We start from the raw sequence: 21520 nt of genomic DNA, 5'->3' as shown, positions 1-21520 counted from the left end.
CCGGTGACGTGCCCTTGATCACCTGTGCCAGCTTCCACCCGAGGTTCACCGCATCCTGCAGGCCCGTATTGAGCCCCAGCCCGCCGATCGGCGAGTGAATGTGCGCGGCATCGCCGGCGAGCAACACGCGTCCCCTGCGATACGCCGTAGCCTGCCGCGTCATGTCCGTGAACCTGGAGATCCAGGTTGGGCTGTGGACGCCGTAGTCGGTGCCGCACGCGGCGATGAGCAGTTCCTTGAGATCGCGCAGCGTCGGTTCGGTGGCTGCATTCGTGTTCGGTTCGGTCACCATGACGCCGATGGGGCCGACGTCCTTGTATTTGATTTCTCCGCCTTTGATCTCGTATTCCGACCGGCTGAAGGCGTGCGTGCCCGCGAGCGACCGATGCACGCCGTACGGCGGCTTCTCCGTCATCTCCACTTCCGCGAGGATGTTGCTCGTCGTCGCATCCCAGCCCGCGAAGTCGATGCCCGCCATCTTGCGTACGAGGCTGCGCCCACCGTCGCACCCGATGAGATATTGCGCCCTCAGTGACCGACCGTCTGCGAGGGCGACGTCGACAGCCGCGTCGTGCTGCACGAACCCCGTAAGTTCTCGGCCGTAGAGGATGGGCACCTTGAGCTCGGTGACCCAGTCGGCGAGGATGCGCTCGATGTGCTTCTGCCGCAGCGCAAGCCCATAGTTGTGGCGGGTCGGGAAGTCGCTGATGTCCAAACGGGTGATGGCGAAGCCCGTGACCTGCGCGATTTGCCCCGCCGAGAGGAATCGATCTGCTATGCCGCGCTGGTCGAGCACTTCAATGGTGCGCGAGGAGAGCCCTTGGGCACGCGCGCCGGAGAGTTCTTGATTGGGCCGGCGTTCGACGACGGCGACGTCCACCCCTGCCAGTGCCAATTCGCCCGCCAACATCAGCCCTGTCGGGCCCGCGCCGGCGATCACCACCGCATGCTCGGTCATCGCTCGTGTGCTCCAAGATAAAGGATAGGCCGGCTCTGTAGAAAGCAATCCTGGCTGCTGCTTCGCACCGGCCGCATCCTGCCGGATCTCTGCGGGGCTGGACCTTTGCATCGAAACCGTTCTTCAGCTCGCCGTCGAGACGAGTTCGACAACTCGTCAGCGACCGCCGCCGGAACATAGCTCAGAATTTCCCAGCGCCTTGACGCTGAAGTGTCTCCATGTCTGCAGGCAACTCCAACGGTCCGGCCCGCCATCACGACGTCAGGAACGAAGCTGAGAGCCTCCCGACTGCATCGGTCGCAAGGATGTTGTAGTGGCTGGCCCCAGGCACGATGGCCAGTTGGGCAGGCGCGCGCTGCGAGCCATCCAGTCCGGCATCGCGCTGCCCACCGCCGAGCAGCTTGTAGAACTCGACGATGTGCTCCGGCCGCATGGCGTCTGCGTCGGCAAAGATGAGCATCGTCGGTGCCTTGATGCCGGCGACCGCGGCCGACCAGTCGTAGTCGTGACTTTCCATCTCGGCGATGCGGCGCATCAGCTGTTCCCAGTCGACCTCCGGGTAGAGCTTGCCCATCGGCGACTGCTTGAGATGGCCGCCGATCATGGGCGCATTGGTGGCCATCTGGTCGAAGGCGGCGAGCACTTCGGGGAACCAGGCCGAGCGCTTCATGGCTTGGGAAACGACGACCAGGCGGTCGACCAGGGAGGGGTGGCGAATCGCGAGCTGCAGTGCCACGCCCCCGCCGAGCGAATAGCCCATCACCGCAGCCTTCTTCAGGCCGAGGTGCTCGATCAGGGCCGCAACATCATCGGCAAGCGTCTCGAAGCGCAGCGGCCGGTCAACGTCGCGGGTGTGTCCGTGGCCTTGCATGTGCACGGCGATGACCTGATGCGAGGCGGCCAGAAGAGGCAGATTGGCGCCGAAGGCCTCGCTGGCGGCAACACCGCCATGCAGCAGCACCAGCGGCTTGCCGTTGCCGTGCACCTCGTAATACATCTTCTGGCCGTGGATCGAGGCGTAGGCGGTCTTGGGGCTCTGCGATGTCATGGTCGTTGCTCCTGATGCGAGGGTGGTGGGGGCCGCCGGAGTGACGGCGGAAAAAGCCCTTGCCGGCAGTGCGGCGGCGGCCAAGGCGGTGAGAAAGCGGCGTCTTTCGAACATGAAGCTCTCCTTTGGGTCGTCGAAGGCGCGAGCCGACCCCGGCGGCTCACGGAGGCCGCCAGACAGGCAATGCGCGGAAGTGGGGAAGCGCTAGGTCTTGCGCCGGGCGCCAACGCGTGAGCCGCGCTGCGCCGGTGCGGCCTTGGGGGGCGCCTGCGGCTTGTTGAAGGTCAGTTCGAGGTAGCGGCGCAGATGGTCCAGACAATCGGCTGCAACCGCCGGGTCATGCTGCGACTTGGCCAGCACGAAGGCGCCTTGCACGACGGCCTGGGTGAACATCGCCAGGCTGTGTGCGCTCCACTCGGCGTGCGGTGCGTGAGATGCCTTTGCCGCTTCGATGTCCGGCTCCAGAGTCGCTGCGTGCTCCTGGATGTGCTGGCCGCTGGCTTCGCTCAGATGCGGATGCGTCGAGTACGTTTCCTGCGCCAGCATGCCAAGCAGGCAGGTGAACGCGGCCAGGTCGCCTTGCATCGCGCCACGGCGGAAGTCCACATAGGCCAGCAGCCGCGCCAGCGGGTCGGGTTCGTCTCGGAAGGCCGCACGCGAGAACATCAGGTCGGCCTTGGCCGAGAAGCGCTCGGCCGCCGCCATGGCGAGGTCTTCCTTGCTCGCGAAGTGGTGGAAGAAGCTGCCCTTCGTGAGGCCCGTGGCTTCGCAKACGTCTTCCACGCGCATCGCCGCGTAGCCCTTGATGCGGATCAGATTCACCGCCGCATCCAACAAACGCTCTCTCGAAGTCGTTGCCATCGCACGCCCTCCTGCATACCGGTTGGTATGTAATCTACATACCAACCGGTATGGAGTCAAGCGGCGATGAAAACCTGTTGTCGTCTGGCTGATGACTTGTTCTCCAAGCGCTAGAGCAGGTGTTCGAGGCGAATCGGGAGATCGCGCAGGCGGCGGCCGGTCGCATGGAACACCGCGTTCGCAATCGCTGCGGCGGTGCCCACCGTCCCCAGCATGCCAATGCCCTTGATGCCGCCGGCGAGGTGAGGGTCGTCTTCTTCGACGATGTGAATGTCGAAGCGCGGCATATCGGCGTGGACGGGCACGAGGTAGTCGCTCAAGCTGGTGTTGACGACGCGACCCGACGCCTGGTCCATCAGCGTGGCCTCGTGCAGCGCCATCCCGATCCCGCCGACGAGCCCGCCGACGTACTGGCTGCGCGCAAGCATCGGGTTCAATATCCGGCCCGCCGCGTACGCCGCTGTGATCCGGGTGACACGTACGGTGCCCAGCGTCGCATCGACGTGAACTTCGGCGAAAACCGCGCCGAAGCCATAGGCGCTGTAGGCCGGCCGCTCGGCGGGCGCGGTCCGGGCATGGACCTGCAGTCCTTGCGCGGCGGGGGTGGCCGCCCAAGCGGCGAGTGTTTGCCGGCGAGTGTCGATGCGGCTGTGCAGCAGCCCTTCCACGAGCGTGACCTGATCGCTCGCAAGGCCGTACAAGGGCGAATCGAGATCGGCCACCACGTTCGCGAGGATGCGCTTCTTCAGCCCACGGGCCGCCTCTTCCACCGCCGGGGTGAAGCTGGCTGTYGCGATGGAGCCACCGGAGTACGGGCCTTCGGGCAGATCGGTGTCACCGAGTTCGACTTGCACGGCAGCGAGCGGTACGCCCACCGCTTCCGCGGCAATTTGCGCGAGCACCGTCAACGTGCCGGTGCCGATGTCCTGCGTGCCGCACCGCACACACACCACGCCTTCGCGGCTCAAGCCGACGCTGGCTTCGCACGCCATGCGAAACACCGGGTACAGCGCGGACGCCATGCCCCAGCCGACCCACGAATGATTTTGCTGCCACTGCTGCGGCTTGCGCGGGCGACGCGACCACCCGAAGGCATCGGCTGCGACGCGCAGACATGTCTCCAGGCCGTTGCTGGACCAGGGCAGGTCGGTGTGCATGTCGCGCTCGGCGAGGTTGCGCAAACGCAGTTCGAGCGGATCGATGTCGAGTCGGTGGGCCAACTCGTCGAGCGCCGATTCGAGCGCAAAGCTTCCAGGGCCTTCTCCCGGGGCGCGCATCGGGTTCGGCTGCGGTGCATTCACGCGCACCAGGCGCTGCGTGGTCGCCACATGGGCGCAGCCGTACAGCACCCGACTCGGGGTCGCGACTGGATCGAGGTGTTCTGCGAATGTCGACGTCTGCGCAAGCGCGTCGTGCACGATGGCACGCAGACGGCCATCGGCATCCATGCCGATCTTCAGGTCCTGCACCGTCTCCTGCCGCCTGCCGACTACACAGAACATTTGTGCGCGCGTCAGCTCCAACCGAACAGGTCGCTGCACGTGCCGCGCCGCCATGACTCCCAACACCAGCGCCGGAAACCACGCGCGACCCTTGGATCCGAAGCCACCCCCGACGTACTGGGCGACGACGCGCACCCGCTCCGGCGGCAAATCAAAACAATGCGCAAGAATGCGTCGCGAGCCGAACACCGCCTGGGTGGAGGTGTGCACCGTGAGGCGGCCCTGCTCCCAATGGGTGACGACGGCGTGCGGTTCGAGCGGAAGGTGGTTGTGCGTCGGCGTGGTGTAGCGCTGCGCGAGGACGTGCGCAGCTTGCGTCAACTCGCGTTCGGGCTCGCCGCGGCGGCTGTCCACAGCCACACCGCCGGCCGCCTCTTTGGGTGAAACCACTTCGCCGAGCGCGGCGTTCATCGCGGTGATGGCCGGTGCCGGTTCGATATCGACTTTCACGGCCGCAGCGGCGCGCAGCGCCTGCTGCGGCGACTCAGCGATCACCAGCGCAACGGGCTGCCCGGCGAAATGAACGGTCGCGTCCTGCAGCAGCGCAAGAAAACCGCCATTGCGGACCCTCGGCGCGTTTGCGTGCCAGAGCAACGCGACCACCCCCGGMATTGCCAGCGCGGCAGTGGCATCGACGTTGCGCACCACGCCGCTGGGCACATCTGCCTGCACGAGCGCCGCGTGAAGCAGTCCCTGGACTGTTTGTTCGGCAGCGTAGCGGGCTGCGCCGGTCACTTTCAGTTCGGCTTCAAGCCGCGGCGTGGCACGACCGTTTGGACGCTCAGGTACGGTCATGACCGGTCCCTCGTCTGCAGTAGCGCGCGCAGTACCGCACGGGGCAGCAGATCTACCTTGAATGCGTTGTGACGCAGCGGCGCCGCCCCGACCGAGGCCAACTCGGCAGCACGTTGCAGACTCTCGTCGTCGCAGCGAGCGCCGAGCAGCGCCTCTTCGCAAGCGGGCAGCCGCCACGGTACCGTGCCGACGCCCCCGGCCGCGATGCACGCTGCGCGCACGATGCCATCGGCGATTGACAGGCCGGCAGCAACCGAAACGACGGCGAACTCGAACGACTCACGGTCGCGCAGCTTCAGATAGCTCGATTGCCGCATGCAAGGCGCAAGCCGCAACTCGACGTGGGTGATCAGTTCGCCGGGCTCAAGGTTGGTCTCGCATTCGGGCCGGTCGCCCGGCAGGCGATACAAGCGCTGCAGCGCAAGGCGCCGCTCGCCGCGCGGCCCGATCAGACGCAACTGGGCGTCGGCCGCAATGAGCGCGACTGCCAGGTCCGACGCATGCGTCGCGACGCAGTGTGCACTCGCGCCGAATACCGCATGCAGGCGATTTTCACCGTCGATGGCGCCGCAGCCGCTGGCCGGCTGCCGCTTGTTGCAGAGGGCCAAGCCGTTGCGGAAGTAGCTGCAGCGGGTTCGTTGCAGCAGGTTGCCTCCGACAGTGGCCATGTGCCGCACTTGCGGTGAAGCGCTTGCGAGCAGCGCCTGCGCGACGGCCGGCGCTTCGCGGCGCACGTCCGCGTTTGCCGCAACGTCGCTCAAGCGTGCCAGCGCGCCGATCGACAACGTGCCATCGTCAATCGCCACTGTGGCTAGCGGCAACCGACCGATGTCCACGACCCGCGTCAACGAGGCGAGGCCGGCCTTGTGCAAAGGGATCAACTCCGTGCCGCCGGCAATGAAAGCCGCACCCGGTTCGGCCTGCACCGCGACAAGCGCGGATTGCAGGTCGACCGCCCTCACATACGAGAACGGGTGCAGGGTCATCGTTGGCCCACCACCTGGAGTATTGCGTCGACGATGTTCGGGTAAGCGCCGCATCGGCACAGGTTGCCGCTCATTGAGGCCTCGACACTGCCGCGATCCGTCACGCCGTCCTCTTGGAGGAGGCCGAGTGCTGAAACGATCTGCCCCGGCGTGCAGTAGCCGCACTGCAGTGCGTCGCAGTCGATGAAAGCCTGCTGCAGTGGGTGCGTCAGGCCGTCGCGCGCCACACCTTCAATCGTCGTGATCTCGCGTCCGTCCTGCATGGCCGCCAACGTCAGGCAGGCGTTGATGCGGCGCCCGTCGGCGAGCACGGTGCAAGCACCGCAGGCGCCCATGCTGCAGCCCTTCTTCGTACCCGCCAGCCCCAAGTGGTCGCGCAACAGGTCCAGCAACGTGGTCGAAGCCGGCACCGTGAGCGTGTAGGCTCGGCCGTTGATCGACAGGCACACAGACGTGCGGTCATCGGCGTTGCCGGCAACACCTGGATCGACGGCGGGTGGGAAAGATTCGGTTCGCATGCGTCGAGGATATCGACGCTGCGTCACCCAACAAGTGCGTTCGCCATACGGGTATCGCCACTACCCGGCTTGCGGAACTGACCGCGCCGTCACACCACGGGTGGTTCGGGCCTGAAGATGGTGAGCCGCAAGTCGGGAGCTCCGTCGGGCGTGAAGGACGTGATGTTGTAGGGGACCTCGCCATGCACGGGGTGCCGTAGCGTCTTTCGAACGGTCGATCGATCGGCCACCACGTCGTGATGAGCCCACCAGGCGCGGAACTCGGGGCTTGCCGCCGCGGTGCGCGCGACCAAGGTTGCAAAGCCGGGGTCCCCGTTCGAGCGGCCGAAGTCGACACGGAAGCGCGCGAGCACGTCCCGCGCGTCGATCTCCCAGTCCGCCATCCGCTCGCGGTAGAGCGGGCTCGTGAAGGTGAGCCATAACTGGTTGCGCGCCTCGGCCGGCAGGCCGCTGAAGTCGCCGAAGAGCTGACACAGCGGTTCGTTCCACGCCAGCAGATCCCAACGTTTCGTCTTCAGGTAGGCCGGCAAGGTCAATGATCCGACCAGCGCTGAAAGGTCGTCCACGACGCGGCCGATGGCGGCTGACTCGACAGCCGGCGTAGGGTGGCCCGCGAGCGCCAACAGGTGCGCCCGTTCGGTGCTGCCCAGGCGCAACGCGTCGGCCACCCGTTCGAGTGCGCTCGCCGAAACGCGAATGGGCCGCGCCTGTTCAAGCCACGTGTACCAGGTGACGCCGATGCCGGCCAGCGCCGCGACCTCCTCGCGGCGAAGCCCGCGAGCGCGACGCCGCGCGCCGCTCGGCAGTCCCACGTCGGCCGGTCCCAGGCGAGCCCGGCGGTTGGTGAGGAAGACTGCCAGTTCCTTGCGTGCATCGAGGGTCACGTGAAAATTATCAGGCCTCGCAATCGACTGCCAGCGTGTGACAGCTTCTCGGCAATCAAGGCGGAGAAGTGAATGTCGCTGATAGGCGGCGGATTCAACCGGGCACAGTCCGCAGCAACAACCAAGCGGGCAACCCCAGATATAGCGCCAGCAACCCGAGTCGTTCCAGCCCCGCGCGCGCCGCTGTCGCCCACCCCGGGAGTACCAGCCAGCCAGCAAACGCGCCCAACTCGATCACCGCCCGCACCGCAGCCGCGCACAGCACCACGCCGGCAATCCAGGCCGCCCACCACAGCGCAAAGGCCGTCAGATAGGCCGCCAGCCCGTAGCTGTAGAACTCCCCGAAGGCGCTGCCGTAGGCGATCTTCTGGTGCAGCTGGAAGGCGGGCACGGCCAGCAGGAAAGGCAGCAGCAGGAACTTGAACGCCGGCTGAGCGAGGCGGCTGGGCGGCAGTTGTGCGCGGCTGCGGGCGTAGGCCCACCAGGCAAGCCAGGCAGGCTGTTCATGCATGGGCAGCCCGAGGGCACGGGCCAGGGCCCAGGGGTCGGGCAGGGCGAGGCCGTGGAGCCAGCGCTCGCCTGAGTTCAGACGCAGCGAGGCGCCTGAGCCAGGCAGGTGCAAGCACCAAGGCTCGATGGCGGCGATGTCGCTCAGTGGGACCTCCAGTCGCCGCGAGCCGCGCGTCAGCACCAGTAAGCCTTCCGCCAGCGTGACCTGGGCTGTGCAGGCGCGCAACAGGGCCCAGGCCGCTGCCTCGGGGATGAGGCACAGGGCCGTGAACATGCGCAGCAGCGCGAGGGTGTTGGTCTGCAGCGTGCCATCGCCCCACAGCCAGATTGCACCCATGGCCAGCGCGCCGCCGCGCGAGATCAGCTGCAGCAGGCCCGCCACGGCGCGGGCGGCAGGGGGCAGCACGACGAGCTGGCTCGCAAGAGTGGCTGGCAACTCGACGGGAGAGATACCCACCCAACGCCGCAGCACCGACCACATCGCCAGTCCGGCAATGAAGACCGCCGCCGCGCGCCCGACCCAGTCGCCCCAGCGGACCATCAGCGTGGGCGCCGGGTCGCGCACTGGCAAGTCGCCGATGACGAGGGTGCGTTCGCCCATGCGCGTGGCGGCGATGACGGTGCCGCGGGCATCGATGACGGCGCTGAAGCCATTGGTCGTGACGCGGAACTGCGGCAGGCGGGTCTCGATGCTGCGAAAGGCTGCGACGGCCTGGTGCAGTGCGGCGCCTTGCTCGTGGTCAGTGAACCACGAGTCGTTGGACATGGTCAGGATGACTTGAGCGCCCAGGCGTGCGCCGGCGATGGCGAGGCCGGAGTCGGTGTCGTCAAGGCAGATCAGCGGCAGCACCGGGATCTCGCGGCCGTCGGCCAGGCGCAACGGGAAGATGCGCGCGCCGCTGCCCGGCCGCCAGCTGCCGGCGCCGGGCAGCCAGCCGCGCACGGTGGCGTTGTCCAGCCAGGCAGGCAGGTATTCGGTGAAAGAAAAGAGCCGCGTCTTGCGATACATGCCAGCCAAGCCGCTGCGGGGCAGCACGAACGCGGCCGCGTTGTATTCCCCGTCGGCATCCCGGTCATAGGTGCCAAAGACGAAGGGCACGCCGGCCGCGTCGATGATGGCCCGGATCTCGGCGTCCAACTCGGCGCCGGCCTGGCTCTTGGGTTGGCCGAAGCTGGTGGGATAGACGGTCTCGGACCAAAGCACCGCGTCGACATGCTGGCGCTCGACGGCGTCGTAGCTCATGGCGAAGTGCGTATCAAGGACCTCACGCACGACGGCGGCAGCACCCTTGTCGCGGCGCAGGCGCTCGTAGTCGGTGATGTTGGACTGCACCAGGCCCATGCGCAGTGGCTTGGCTGCTGAGGTTTGCTCAGGTTGCAGCGCGAAGAGGCCATAGCCGGCCAGCAGCAGTGGGCCGACGGCAGCAAGCACCAGCGGCGCAACCATCGCGCGCAGGCCTTCGCGGCGGCGCGCCAGTGCGGCGGCGACGGCCTCGTTGGCCAGCAGCAGCACGACGGTCAGCCCGGTGGCGCCGCCCAGCTCGGCGGCCTGGCGCAGCAGCGGCGCGGGGTAGAGGCCGTGGCCCAGCGTGTCGCCCAGCACATGCGGCAGCGCCCATTCGGTGGCGGCCCAGGCGGCCACGCCGGCCGCGGCAGCGAGGGCCGCGCCGTGATGGCGCCGCACCAGGTGGCGCACGACGGCGAAGACGAGGATCTGCGGCTGGAACAGCGGCGCGGCGAGCAGGAGCAGCGCCAGGCCCGCACCCGCGCCGATCTGCGTGTAGGCGCCGAGGGCGCTGCCGAACCAGAAGAACACGGCGGCCGTGTAAGCGACCGACATGGCCCACGCACCGAGCAACGTGCGGCCCAGACGGGCTTCGGCATCCAGCGTGCGCAGCCAGGGCACCAAAGCGACGAAGCCCAGCATCCATGCCGGCCCGCCGCGGGCGTACAGACCGCTGAGCAGCGCAGCCACGACGACACCGGTCCACCGGCTGCGGGCGAGCCGGCTGGGCAAGGCAGTGAGCGTCAACGCGGGCCGTCCACCGGCGCCGGCACAACGATGCGCCGGATCGGCAACCCCGGCGGCGCCAGTTCAGGCGGCACGACGCGGTCGGCCGGCACGGCGACGCTGCGGCCATTGATGACCACCGTCTGCGCATCCGGCGAGAACATCAGCATGGGCTCGATTCGCTGGCCGTCATCAGTGGCCTGGTGATGGCGCACATAGCCGGGCGGCAATTCGAAGTTGTCGGGCACGGCCAGGCCGATGATGGGCGGGCGCGTGCCGGGGGGATTGAAGGCGCCGAGGCCGGTGCGCACGCCGGCCGCATGCAGGCGCTGGATCACTTCAGCCATGGTGGGGCGCTCGCCCTCGTTGATGTAGTCGGCCAGGTCGGGCGTCTGGTCGCCGTTGGGGTCGCGCAGACGCGGGATGCGGGCGACCGGCGCAGTGGCCGTCCCGGTCATGACCACGGCGACCGTTGTATCCGGGGCACTGGCCCAGGCGGTGGGTGTCTGGGCAGCCACTGATGCCGGCTGAGCCGGTGCCGCAGCAACCGCTGGCGATGCGGGTGCCTCAGCCGCCGGCCACCACCAGGCGAGCCCACCAACTACCACGGCGATCGCAACCACCAGCACCCAGGGGGAGGGCCCCCAGGTGGTGTTGTGGCGGTCGTTGGGTCGCGTCATGACAGCCCCGTTCAGTTCATGGCGCCGCCGGGTTGGACGTCGAAATCGCCCAGCCCATGCGCTCATGCCCGTACTGGTTCCAGATCGGATTCTTGCCGTTCGTGAATGACGTGTAGCGCGCCGCGCCCGATCCGGTGGTACCGCCGAAGATGCCGGCGGACACAGTGCCGCCGCTGTAGGTCGGGTGGGTGTCGTCGGACTGGATGTAGTCGTAGCTGCTGCTGCTGGAGACGAACTTGGCGTTGGCGTCGCGGATGGTCGATTTCAGCGTCGTCGTGATGCGAGTCACGTAGCTGGCCTCGCTTTCGCCGGCCACATAGCGCAGCGCGTCGGAATCGATGATGCCGTCGCCGTTGCTGTCGTAGTCCGCGCCCATGTACTGCGCGAAGTTGTCGGCGCAATTGAAGCCCTTCTGGCGCGCGTACTCGCACATCCAGTAGTTCATCGTCGCAATCTTGGGCAGGAAGCGATCGCGCATGTTCACAGTGGCGCCGGTGCTGGCGTCCTTGCAGCTGCTCTGCGTGTTGTCGGCGTTGTAGCCGGGGTAGTGCAGGTTGGAGATCTGCTTGAGCTTCACGCCGGCATAGGCATTGGCGTTGATGAAGTCCATGGCGGCAGCCACATAGGTCTTGCAGCTGTTCACGGCGGCGTCCATGCCTGCGTAGTTGCAGGTGCCGGTCTGGCTCTTGAAGGCGGAGCGGGCCTGCAGGCCGTCGTTGCCACACATCTCGAAGGTGACGACGCGGGTGGACGCCGCCTGCATGTACGACTTCTCGGCCACGATCTTGTTGCTGTAAACGTCGGAGGCGACGGCGCCGGACTTGGCGCGGCGCACGCTCTCGATGCTTGCATTCCACTTGGCCGCAAGGTATTCCGCGTCCACCGTGGGCGCCGCGTATTTGGCGGCATTCAGCACCGAGCCGTTGTAGCCGGCATAGATGGAATCGCCATAGGCGACGACGCGGTATTTGGCGGTCGTGCCTGTGCGGTTGATGGTCCAGGACACGTTCTGCGTCAGCGTGCTGGCGGCGGCCGGTGTGGCGCATATGACCGCAAGCAGTGGTACGCCCAGGCGGCAGGCGGCGCGGCCCAGGACCGCGCGAAGGGAAGTCCTCATCTGTGTCTCCTAGCTTGGTGTTTGCGACGGGAACCAACAGAGCGCCCGGCCGCCGCGTGGGCAGGCCGGAACCACGAACAACACTTCACGCTAGCACCCCACCTTCGGGGTGAATCGGGGACATTCCCTCTGTGTGCGGTGCAGCAAGAGGGACGGGGGAACCCTGGTAATACGACCAAATCGACGTGTCGAAGCCGCGGCGAAGATCGCGCACTTGCAGTTCGAGCCCAACAATCTCTGGCTACCGCTTCATGACTGAATTTGTCGTTTTTCTAGCAGTCTTGCTGGTTGTGAATGTGCTGGTGTCGCGCCGCGTCATCGCGACGGGGCGGCGGATACACCTGCCGGTGGGCATGCTGCTGGTGGCGATCTGGCTGTTCCCGTTGGGAGGCGCCTTCATCGCCTTCCTGTCCACACCATGGCGTCGTGTCGTGGACAAGGTCGTCGCGGACGCGGGCTATCGCGATCGCAGCAACGGGCAGGGTCCGGCGCCCGAGGAATTGGCTCACGCGGCGGGGGGTGCGAGTTTTTCAGTCATGGACCATTTGCAATGGGGCCACGAACTGCCGGTGCTGGACTGGCGCGCCCTGAACCGCTGGGCAGCGGGCGACGAGACCAGCCATGCAAGTGACGAGCAGCGCATCGCTGCGCTTGAGGCCGGGCGCCGGGCCTGGCTGCTGCACCTGGGCGAGGCGCTGGGGCCGCAGATGGGCCTGCTGGAGACGGAGGAGGCCATGGTGCTGTCGCCGTTGAACGAGCGCGAGGAGCGCGCCACCGCCGCCTATGTACATACGGCCCGCAGACGCATCGAGCGGCTGCTGGGGCCGCTTGCGAGCTTCCCTGCGGGCCAGCGCAGCCTTGTTCTGGTGCTCAACAGCGAGGACGACTACTACCGCTATGTTTCGCTCTACTACCCGGACGGCGAGTTTGCCGTTTCAGGGGGCATGTTCATAGATGCCGGCTGTCCGCACTTCGTCGTGGTGCGTGCCCATCTCGGCGCTATCGAGCCCGTCATTGCGCACGAGCTGACGCACAGCGCGTTGGCTCACCTGAGGCTGCCGCGCTGGCTGGACGAGGGCATCGCCGTCAACAGCGAACGCCGTGTGGCCGGTGCGCAGCCCTCGCTGCACACGGCGCCGGAATTGCACGCCCTACTGCGCGACCACTGGAATGCGGCCAAGGTGCAGCGGCTGTGGTCGGGCGAATCCTTCCTGCGCGCCGACGACGACACGCTGCTGTCCTATGAGCTGGCGCGCATCCTGGTGGAGCAGATGTCGCGGGACTGGGACGGCTTTGCTGCTTTCGTGCGCGCGGCCGCTCACGCGACCGACGCAGGTGGCAGCGCGGCGCGTGACGCGCTCGGGCTGGACCTGGGCGCCTGCGCGGCGGCGCTGGTGGAAGCGTCATCAGCCGAGGGCTGGTCGCCGCAACCGGCGCTCTGGCGCTGAGTGACGCCGGCAGACGGCTGCTCCTGGCGGGCGATCAGTACAGCCGGATCGCCGAATCGAAATGCCAGGTACGGCGGATCTCGATGACGTCGTACTCGCGCGCCAGCGCCGGCGTGAAGGCCGGGTAGTTGGCCTGGCTCTCAATGACGCGGCGGATGGCCTCGTCCAGCGCCGGCACGCCGCTGGAGCGGTAGAAGCTGACCGACTCCACCGTGCCGTCGGCGCGAATGGCAACCGTCACGAGCGGGTCGGTGTAGGGTTGCTTGATCGCGTCGCGGACGAGGTCGAAGGTCTGGTTGAACTGGATCTTTCGCGCCCACGCTTCGGCGTAGAGCACCATCTCGGCGTTGGCATCGGTGCGGCCGAAGAGGCGGCCGCGGCGGGCGCTGCTCCAGGACGAGGGCAGGTTGGAGGGGGCCTGGCGTGCCGCGTCACGCTTGGCGGCTTCCTCGTTGAGCTGCTGGCCGATGGCGCGCAGCCGGGCTTCGCGCTGCTCCTCGGCGGCCTTGGCCTCGGCCAGCTTGGCGGCCGCGGCGCGGGCGGCTTCCTGGCGAGCCGCCTCTTGGCGCCCGGCTTCCTGTCGTGCGGCCTCCTGCCTGGCGGACTCGGCGGCCTGACGGGCGGCTTCGGTGCGTGCAGCTTCCTGGCGGGCCGTTTCCTGGCGGGCTGCCTCTTGCCGGGCGGTTTCCGCACGAGCGGCCTCGGCGCGAGCTGTCTCCTGCCGAGCCGCGTCCTGTTGCGCCGCGAGTCGGCGTTCGGTCTCCAGCCGTGCCGCTTCCTGCTTCGCGGCGGCCTGGCGCTGGGCTTCCTGGCGTTCGGCTTCCAGCCGCGCGGCCTCGGCACGGGCCGCTGCCTCTTGACGTGCAGCCTCCTTGCGAGCGGCCTCCTGTCGGGTCGCCTCCTGTTTCGCAGCCTCCAGTCGTTCCGCTTCGGCCAGTTTTTCCGTCTGCTGCTGGGCTTGCCGTTGGGTGTCGCGCCTGGCGCGGTCGAGCTGGGCCATTTCGGCGGCGCGCTCGCGGGCCTCGCGGTCCAGTGCGGCGCGTGTGCTGTCGTCGCGCGTCAGCGTGGTCAGGGCGCTGGAGGCAGCCGAGAGGGCCGCGATGACGGGGGCGGAGGCCGGGGGTTGAGGCGGCACCGTCCAGGTCGTTTCGTTGGGCCGTTCCACGGCGATGACGGCCGGGGCGGGGGCGGGTGGCGGTGCCTCGTCGGCCGCCGGGGCGCGTGGCGCCGGCACAGCCGAGGTTTCGGACGGCGCAAGCGGTTCGGCGGGCAGGGGCGATGGCTCAGCGGCAGGCGCTGGCGGCGGGGTGACCAGCACGACGCGCAGGTCGGGCACCTCGGCGCGGCGGGCCTGCCAGGGCAAGCTCAGGCCGGGCAGGCCCAGGCCTTCACCGCCAAAGGTCAGGCTCAGCAGCAGCCCATGGGCCACCAGAGAGATCAGCAGGGCCCGCGCCGGGCCGTGGCGCGATCTCCGCGGCCAGGAGGGGGCGGTTTCAGCGGCGAGCGCCTGCGCGAGGCTGGGGCCTGAAGACCAGCGGCTCAAGCCGGCCCCACCAAGCGGGGGCGATTCAGCTCGGGATGATCCTGGCAGCGCATGCGCCCATTGTCGTCAGACGTGCGGGCCGATCGGCACCGGATTGCCATCAGGGGCGCCCAGCCCCGCGGATGCGGGGGCGTGCTGGACCGGCGCGCCACCCGCCAACCGCGGAACTAGGGAAGGGTTGATGCGGGGGCGTGTCGCTATCGGTGTCGCAATAACGTCTGTTCCACAAGCCTGACATTTTTCGGAGATTCCATGATGGCCTCCCTGCCCGATCCCCGCCGCCTGCTGACCCTGGATGCGCTGTTCGCGCGCCGACGTCCGGCGCGGGCGGAGCGCGAAGAGCCGCAGTTGACGCGCATGCCCGAAGACGCCGACGTGCTGATGATGCAGGAGATGGCCAGCACCCAGATGGGCCGACTGGCGGCAGAGGTGGCGCTTCAGGAGGGCAGCCGCCGCCAGTACGCCGCGCGCGAAGAGAGCGAAGTCATGGAGGCGCGGCGCGAGCGGCGCTGAATCAGATCGGCGTCAGCAGCGCCTCGCCGCGCCGCCAGGCGTCGACGTTGGCGATGAAGTTCTCCACCGTGGCGCGGATGGACTGGGGCGACCAGCCGGCCACATGGGGCGTCAGGATGACGTTGTCCAGGCCCAGCAGCTCCTGCGGCGGGCGGGGCTCGCTTTCATAGACATCCAATGCCGCACCGGCGATCTGCCCAGCCCGCAGGGCCGCGGCCAGCGCGGTGGTATCCACGCAGCTGCCGCGCGAGATGTTGACGACATGGCCGCCGGCGCCCAGCGCCGCCAGCACCTCGGCGTTGACGATGTGCCGGGTGGCCGCCCCGCCGGGCGTGGCGACGACAAGGTCGTCGGCCCAGGCAGCCAGGGCCATCACGCTGTCGAACCAGGCCGCATCGCCAGCATCCTCCCGCGGGCGGCGGTTGTTGTAGCCAATGACCATGCCGAAAGCGGCGGCACGCGTGGCGATCTTGCGGCCGATGCCGCCCAGGCCGATGACGCCGAGGCGCCTACCCTTGAAGTTGGGGAAGAGGGGCAGGGCGTCCCGCCAGACGCCGGCGCGCAGCGCCACGCCCAGCTGGGGCAGTGCCCGCACGCTGGCCAGCAGCAAGGCCAGGGCGTGGTCGGCCACGCAGTCGTCATTGGTGCCGGCGCCGTTGCAGACGAGCACGCCGCGCGCCTTGGCGGCCGCCACGTCGAGATTCTCGTAGCCGGCGCCCTGGGCGGCCAGCAGCTTGAGGTTGGGCAGCGCGGCGATCTCGTCGGCGGAGAAGCCGGTGCCGCCATTCGTCAGCACGAGGTCGATCTCGGCGGCGTGGGCCGCTATTGCCGCGGCCCGGCGGGTGGCGTCGGGGGCGTCGATGACGCGAAAGCGTTCCAGCAGCAGGGCCTTGTGTTCGGCGGCGATCGGGACGAGCAGCAGCAAGGTTTCCATGGGCAAATTGCAGCAATCAGAAAGCGCCCATCATGGCCGAACCTATCTGCTTCTCCTCCCCCGCCGAATTCCGCGACGGGCTGGCCGCTCCCCCAGGTCTGACGAATGGCTGCTGGCGCGCCCAGCGCCCACAATCGCCCCACTTCAAATTCCTCGCCCACCATGAAACGACTGCTGCTCCCCGCCTTGCTGGCGGCGACATTGGCCCACGCGGCCGGCCCCAATGCTGCGGAAGGTCCGCTGGATGCCCTGCCCTACACGCCCAGCCTGGACGTGACGGCCATGGACCGCAGCGCCGACCCCTGCGACGACCTCTACCGCTACGCCTGCGGCGCCTGGACCAAGGCCAACCCCATCCCGGCCGACCAGTCGCGCTGGTCGGTCTACGCCAAGATGGCCAACGAGAACCAGCGCTACCTGTGGGGCGTGCTGAACAAGCTGGGCCAGCCGGGCGCCGAGCGCACGGGGCCTCAAGCCAAGCTGGGTGACTACTTCGCCGCCTGCATGGACGAAGGCGCCGTGCAGGCCGCCGGGCTCAAGGGCCTGCAGCCGACGCTGGACCGCATTGCCGCGCTGAAGGACAAGAAGGCCCTGCCGCCCCTGCTCGCCGAGTTGCAACTGGCGGCCGGCAATGACCGCCTCTTCTTCGGCTTCAGCGCAGGCCAGGACTTTGCCGACGCCACGCGCCAGATCGCCTTCGCCTCGGCCGGCGGCCTGGGCCTGCCCGACCGCGACTACTACCTCAAACGTGACGACAAGACGCTGAAGATCCGCACCGCCTACGAGGCCCATGTGGCCCGCATCTTCGAGTTGCTGGGCGACACACCCGAGGCCGCCAAGGCGGGGGCGCGCAGCGTGCTGGCCACCGAGACCACGTTGGCCCGCGCGTCGCTCTCCAAGGTCGACAAGCGCGACCCCTACAAGACCTTCCACGTCGTCGACGCGCGCGGCCTGAAGGCGCTGATGCCCGGCTTCGACTGGGCCAGCTACCAGGCGGCCCTGGGCACCACGCCCTGGCATGCCCGCTACAACGTCACCGAGCCGGCCTTCTTCAAGGCACTCGGCGCGCGCCTCAACGCGATGAGCCTGGCGGACCTGAAGACCTATCTGCGCTGGCAGCTGGCCAGCAGCCTCAGCCCCGCGCTGGACAACGGTTTCGTGCAGGCCAACTTCGACTTCTACGGCCAGACCCTGCACGGTACGCCCCAGCTGAAGCCCCGCTGGAAGCGCTGCGTGCAGCTCGTCGACGTGCAGCTCGGCGAGGCCCTGGGCCAGGAATTCATCGCGCGCAACTTCACGCCCGACCTGAAGGCCGCGGCGGTGCAGATGACCGACGAGATCGAGGTGGCGATGGGTCGCTCCATCGACAGCCTGGCCTGGATGAGCGCCGAGACCAAGGCCCGCGCCCACGCCAAGCTCAAGGCCATCGTCAACAAGGTGGGCTACCCCGAGCGTTGGCGCGACTACTCGGCCTTTGCCGTGCAGCCTGGCGATTTCCTGGGCAACGTCATGCGCGGCAATGCCTTCGAAGCCAAGCGCCGCCTGGCCAAGATCGGCCAGCCGCTGGACCGTGGCGAGTGGGGCATGACGCCGCAGACGGTGAACGCGTATTACGACGCGCAGATGAACGACATCAACTTCCCCGCCGGCGTGCTGCAGGCGCCGCTGTACGACGCAGCTCTCGACGAGGCACCCAACTACGGCAACACCGGCGGCACCATCGGCCACGAGCTGACCCATGGCTTCGACGACGAAGGCCGCCAGTTCGACGCCCAGGGCAACCTGAAGAACTGGTGGACCAAGAAGGACGGCAAGGAATTCGAGAAGCGCGCCGCCTGCGTGGCCGACCAGTACGCCACCTACACCGTCGTCGACGACATCAAGATCAACTCCAAGCTGACGCTGGGCGAAGACCTCGCCGACCTCGGCGGCCTGGTGCTGGCCTGGGAGGCCTGGAAGGCCCACATGACCGGCAAGACCCTTGAGAACCGCGACGGCCTGACGCCCGAGCAGCGTTTCTTCGTCGGCTTCGCGCAGTGGGACTGCGCCGATGCCCGCCCCGAAGCCCTGCGCGTGCAGGCCAAGGTCGACCCGCACTCGCCGGCGCGCTGGCGCATCAACGGCGTCGTCGTCAACATGCCGGAGTTCGAGAAGGCCTTTGCGTGCAAGCCGGGCGCCAAGCTGGTGAAGCCGGCGGGGCAGCATTGCAAGGTGTGGTGATCTACACGGGCTGAGGGCGCTGCTCATTGCCGCCGCGATGAGCAGCGGCGTTGTCGGCAGCGGCGACTGACCGTGAAGGTAGCATTGCGCACGCAGGATGCGCCCATTTCCCGGCGTGCCTGGCGCGGGTGTCCTCGGTGAGAACCGTGCGGCACCTCGATTGCCCGCCGGAGTTCCATGACCGCTGCGCTGCACCCACCCTGCGACCAAGCCGCCATCCGCCACGGCCCTCCGGCATCACCCTGCTCGCCGGCCAGGCAGCGGTGGGTGCTGGCGACCGCGATCCTCGCCTCCGGCATGGCCTTCATCGACGGCACGGTCGTCAACGTCGCACTGCCGGCAATCCAGAACGATTTGYATGCGACGCTGCATCAGGTGCAATGGGTCGTGGAGTCGTATGCGCTGTTGCTGGCCGCGCTGCTCCTGCTTGGCGGCGCGCTGGGCGACCGCTACGGGCGCCGCCGCATCTTCCTGCTGGGTGTGGCGATCTTCGGCGCGGCCTCGGTGCTGTGCGCGCTCTCAAGCGACGTGAACGCATTGATCGCCGCGCGCGCGTTACAGGGCGTGGGTGCAGCCCTGCTGGTGCCGGGGAGCCTGGCGCTGATCAGTGCCTCTTTTGACGAGCATGAACGGGGCCGGGCCATCGGCACGTGGGCCGGCTTCAGTGGCATCACGGCGGCCGTCGGGCCGGTGATCGGCGGCTGGCTGATCGACCATTACTCCTGGACTTGGGCCTTCATGGTGAATGCGCCGCTGGCCGCGCTGGTTGCGGCGATGGCGATGCTGCGGGTGCCGGAATCCCGCGACCCGCAAGCCACGGGGCGGCTGGACTKGCCGGGGGCGGCGCTCGTCACGGTGGGCCTGGGCGGCATCGTGTTCGCCTTCGTCGAAGGGCCGGCCCGCCAGTGGGATTCGCCCGCCGTGATCGCCGCCCTCGTGATCGGCATCGTCGCGATGGGGGCCTTCGCCTGGGTCGAGAAACGTACGCCTCGGCCCATGCTGCCGCTGCAGTTCTTTCGCGACCCCGTCTTTGCCGGCGCCAATGTGCTGACCTTGCTGGTCTACGCGGCCCTCGGCGGTGGCCTCTTCTTCGTGCCGCTGGCGCTGATCCAGGTCCATGGCCTGTCGGCCGCCGCCGCCGGAGCGGCGCTGCTGCCCTTTATCCTGATCATGTTTGCGCTGTCGCGCTGGGCCGGCGGCCTGGCCGACCGGGTCGGGCCGCGCACACCGCTGGCCATCGGCCCCGTGATTGCGGGCGCCGGCTTCGCTGCGCTGGCGCTGCCTTCCATCGAGGCCAATTACTGGACCGGGTTCCTGCCGGGCATCGTGGTGCTCGGCGTGGGCATGAGCGTGACGGTCGCGCCATTGACCACGGCCGTCATGAATGCGGCGGGCGCCGACGCGGCCGGCGTGGCATCGGGTATCAACAACGCGGTGTCCCGTGCGGCCGGCGTGCTGGCCATCGCTGCGCTGGGTGCATTGATGGCCTGGGCATTCGGTGTTGCGCTTCGAGGCCAGCTCGACCACCACGGCGTGCCTGCCGCTGTGGCGTCGCTGGTGCTGGAGCAACAGAGCCGGCTCGCGGCCATCGAGCTGCCGCGGGACATCGACGCAGCCACCCGAGCCGCGGCCCAGAGCGCCATCCACGAGGCTTTCATCAGCGGATACCGCTGGGTGATGGGCGTGAGCGCCGCGCTGTGCGTACTGGGCGCGGCGGTTGCCGCGATGTTGATGCGCAAGGTTGAGCGTTAAGACACGCAGTGCGCACGGGCTGACTTGGGACGCCTGTGCCAGAACCGACAGCGATTTGGAAGAACGCTTCCAGCCTAGTGCCGTCGCCCGCTTTGCAGCGAAAGCGGGCGTAACAGTCCGCCTGCGCGCCTCCCATACGATCGGCCGGTCCTCCATCGGTAAAGGCCCAGCCCGTGYGACGCCTCGGCATCACGATCATCCTCAGCCTTGCTGCCACCACTCATGCGGGTGCTCGGGAATGCGAGCGACTCTGCAACACGCAGGCCCAGCCTTTGCCCGCTCAGGACGGCAAGCCATGACCCCGATTCAGCAATGGCATGCCACCCGCAGCCTGCGCCTGCTGCTGCAGACGCTGCGCGACTTGATGGTCTCGATGGGGCCGCTGCTACTGCTCGGCGGAGGCCTGCTGGTCGCTGCCTACTGGTGGCTGGATCCGCAGCCGCCGCGCCAGGTAAGGCTAGCGACCGGCCCGGCCGGAAGTGCCTACGCCAGCTTCGGCGAGGGCTATGCGAAAGCGCTGGCACGCGAGCGCATCCAGGTGGAGCTGATCGCCAGCGAAGGCGCGCAGGACGATCTGGCCCATCTGCGCGCGGGCACGGTCGATGTGGGCTTCGTACGCGGCGGCATGGCCGATCCGGTGACCGATACCGAGGCCGGCATCGTCTCGCTGGGCAGTCTGTTTTACGAGCCGATCTGGATCTTCTACCGCCGCGATCTCGGCATCGCGCGCCGCCAGCCCGGGGGCGAACTGCAGCGCCTGGACCAGCTGCGCGGCCTGCGAGTCAATGTGGATCAGGACGGCAGCGGTGTACCGCAGATTGTTGAGAAGCTGCTGGCGCTGAACCAACTGAAGCCGACCGATCTGCGGCTGTCCAATCTGGCGCCCGACGCCGCGGGTGAGGCGCTGCGCCAGGGGCGGCTGGATGCCACGGTGCTGATCTCGGCGCCGCAGGCCCGCCTGATCCGCGAGCTGCTGCGCGACCCGGCCATTGCGCTGATGGCCTTCGAGCAGAACGAGGCCTATTCGCGCCAGCTGCCCTTCCTGTCCACCGTGAGGCTGCCGCGTGGTGTGGTGGGCCTGGCAGCCGATTTACCGCCGCACGACGTGCCGCTGCTCGCCACCACCACCGCACTGCTGGCGCGCGAGCAAACGCACCCTGCGCTGCGCCAGCTGTTCGCGCAGGCGGCCCTGGGTCAGCACAGCGACGCCGGCTGGTTCAATGGCGCGCGCGACTTCCCC

General features: G+C 68.3%; 17 protein-coding genes. 5 read left to right on the top strand and 12 right to left on the bottom strand.

Annotation, left to right across the window (positions count from 1 at the left end; translation table 11 throughout):
• The 10 genes from AC1DU6_RS04015 to AC1DU6_RS03970 form a co-directional block, all read right to left on the bottom strand.
• A partial coding sequence (locus AC1DU6_RS04015) for an FAD-dependent monooxygenase (protein ID WP_477856133.1) occupies window positions 1-958 on the bottom strand: 958 nt, incomplete at its 3' end.
• Between the two features lie 253 nt (window positions 959-1211).
• Window positions 1212-2006 (bottom strand): alpha/beta fold hydrolase, encoded by a 795-nt coding sequence (locus tag AC1DU6_RS04010; protein WP_056191898.1) that lies wholly within the window; start codon window positions 2004-2006, stop codon window positions 1212-1214.
• Between the two features lie 204 nt (window positions 2007-2210).
• The gene (locus AC1DU6_RS04005) at window positions 2211-2867 is read right to left on the bottom strand and encodes a TetR/AcrR family transcriptional regulator (RefSeq protein ID WP_082532361.1); all 657 of its coding nucleotides are present in this window, start codon (window positions 2865-2867) and stop codon (window positions 2211-2213) included.
• Window positions 2868-2977: 110 nt separating this feature from the next.
• Window positions 2978-5164, bottom strand: a complete 2187-nt coding sequence (locus AC1DU6_RS04000; protein WP_477856132.1) for a xanthine dehydrogenase family protein molybdopterin-binding subunit — start codon at window positions 5162-5164, stop codon at window positions 2978-2980.
• Entirely contained in the window at window positions 5161-6150 is a 990-nt protein-coding gene (locus AC1DU6_RS03995; RefSeq protein WP_457321984.1) for an FAD binding domain-containing protein, read from the bottom strand. The genes AC1DU6_RS04000 and AC1DU6_RS03995 overlap by 4 nt, the downstream gene beginning before the upstream one ends.
• Entirely contained in the window at window positions 6147-6668 is a 522-nt protein-coding gene (locus AC1DU6_RS03990) for a (2Fe-2S)-binding protein (protein ID WP_457321982.1), read from the bottom strand. The genes AC1DU6_RS03995 and AC1DU6_RS03990 overlap by 4 nt, the downstream gene beginning before the upstream one ends.
• An 89-nt stretch (window positions 6669-6757) precedes the next feature.
• Window positions 6758-7552 carry a helix-turn-helix transcriptional regulator gene (locus AC1DU6_RS03985; RefSeq protein WP_457321980.1) on the bottom strand — a complete coding sequence of 265 codons (795 nt, stop codon included), beginning with the start codon at window positions 7550-7552 and terminating at the stop codon, window positions 6758-6760.
• A 94-nt stretch (window positions 7553-7646) separates the two neighbouring features.
• On the bottom strand, window positions 7647-10079 hold the full coding sequence (lnt, locus tag AC1DU6_RS03980) for an apolipoprotein N-acyltransferase (protein ID WP_457321978.1): 2433 nt from the start codon (window positions 10077-10079) through the stop codon (window positions 7647-7649).
• An 11-nt stretch (window positions 10080-10090) separates the two neighbouring features.
• The gene (locus AC1DU6_RS03975; protein ID WP_457321976.1) at window positions 10091-10753 is read right to left on the bottom strand and encodes a hypothetical protein; all 663 of its coding nucleotides are present in this window, start codon (window positions 10751-10753) and stop codon (window positions 10091-10093) included.
• A 16-nt stretch (window positions 10754-10769) separates the two neighbouring features.
• Window positions 10770-11870, bottom strand: coding sequence for an SGNH/GDSL hydrolase family protein (locus AC1DU6_RS03970; RefSeq protein WP_477856131.1), 1101 nt, complete (start codon window positions 11868-11870; stop codon window positions 10770-10772).
• 281 nt (window positions 11871-12151) lie between these two features.
• On the opposite strand from AC1DU6_RS03970, the gene AC1DU6_RS03965 reads away from it, so the two are divergent.
• Window positions 12152-13318 carry a hypothetical protein gene (locus AC1DU6_RS03965; RefSeq protein WP_056191906.1) on the top strand — a complete coding sequence of 389 codons (1167 nt, stop codon included), beginning with the start codon at window positions 12152-12154 and terminating at the stop codon, window positions 13316-13318.
• A 34-nt stretch (window positions 13319-13352) separates the two neighbouring features.
• On the opposite strand, the gene AC1DU6_RS03960 is transcribed toward AC1DU6_RS03965, so the two are convergent.
• Window positions 13353-14861 carry a TonB C-terminal domain-containing protein gene (locus AC1DU6_RS03960; protein WP_457321971.1) on the bottom strand — a complete coding sequence of 503 codons (1509 nt, stop codon included), beginning with the start codon at window positions 14859-14861 and terminating at the stop codon, window positions 13353-13355.
• A 252-nt stretch (window positions 14862-15113) separates the two neighbouring features.
• Between AC1DU6_RS03960 and AC1DU6_RS03955 the strand changes: the two genes are divergently transcribed.
• Window positions 15114-15374: a hypothetical protein gene (locus AC1DU6_RS03955; protein ID WP_157281053.1), complete on the top strand. Its 261-nt coding sequence runs from the start codon at window positions 15114-15116 to the stop codon at window positions 15372-15374.
• 1 nt (window position 15375) lies between these two features.
• On the opposite strand, the gene AC1DU6_RS03950 is transcribed toward AC1DU6_RS03955, so the two are convergent.
• The gene (locus tag AC1DU6_RS03950; protein WP_457321969.1) at window positions 15376-16308 is read right to left on the bottom strand and encodes an NAD(P)-dependent oxidoreductase; all 933 of its coding nucleotides are present in this window, start codon (window positions 16306-16308) and stop codon (window positions 15376-15378) included.
• Between the two features lie 162 nt (window positions 16309-16470).
• On the opposite strand from AC1DU6_RS03950, the gene AC1DU6_RS03945 reads away from it, so the two are divergent.
• The 3 genes from AC1DU6_RS03945 to AC1DU6_RS03935 form a co-directional block, all read left to right on the top strand.
• Window positions 16471-18528: a M13 family metallopeptidase gene (locus AC1DU6_RS03945; RefSeq protein WP_457321967.1), complete on the top strand. Its 2058-nt coding sequence runs from the start codon at window positions 16471-16473 to the stop codon at window positions 18526-18528.
• A 177-nt stretch (window positions 18529-18705) separates the two neighbouring features.
• Complete coding sequence (locus AC1DU6_RS03940; protein ID WP_477856130.1) at window positions 18706-20280, top strand: MFS transporter; 1575 nt, start codon at window positions 18706-18708, stop codon at window positions 20278-20280.
• 295 nt (window positions 20281-20575) lie between these two features.
• On the top strand, window positions 20576-21520 hold a 945-nt coding region (locus AC1DU6_RS03935), incomplete at its 3' end, for a TAXI family TRAP transporter solute-binding subunit (RefSeq protein WP_477856129.1).

This window comes from Roseateles sp. P5_B10 (genome assembly GCF_056400485.1).
This window is presented reverse-complemented; position numbering and strand designations above follow the sequence as displayed.

Bases quoted from the DNA above. Each gene is read 5' to 3' on its own strand.
- AC1DU6_RS03970 (WP_477856131.1), bottom strand. From the start codon at position 11,870: ATGAGGACTTCCCTTCGCGCGGTCCTGGGCCGCGCCGCCTGCCGCCTG.
- AC1DU6_RS03945 (WP_457321967.1), top strand. From the start codon at position 16,471: ATGAAACGACTGCTGCTCCCCGCCTTGCTGGCGGCGACATTGGCCCAC.
- AC1DU6_RS03975 (WP_457321976.1), bottom strand. From the start codon at position 10,753: ATGACGCGACCCAACGACCGCCACAACACCACCTGGGGGCCCTCCCCC.
- AC1DU6_RS03950 (WP_457321969.1), bottom strand. From the start codon at position 16,308: ATGGAAACCTTGCTGCTGCTCGTCCCGATCGCCGCCGAACACAAGGCC.
- AC1DU6_RS04010 (WP_056191898.1), bottom strand. From the start codon at position 2,006: ATGACATCGCAGAGCCCCAAGACCGCCTACGCCTCGATCCACGGCCAG.
- AC1DU6_RS03955 (WP_157281053.1), top strand. From the start codon at position 15,114: ATGATGGCCTCCCTGCCCGATCCCCGCCGCCTGCTGACCCTGGATGCG.
- AC1DU6_RS03995 (WP_457321984.1), bottom strand. From the start codon at position 6,150: ATGACCCTGCACCCGTTCTCGTATGTGAGGGCGGTCGACCTGCAATCC.
- AC1DU6_RS03990 (WP_457321982.1), bottom strand. From the start codon at position 6,668: ATGCGAACCGAATCTTTCCCACCCGCCGTCGATCCAGGTGTTGCCGGC.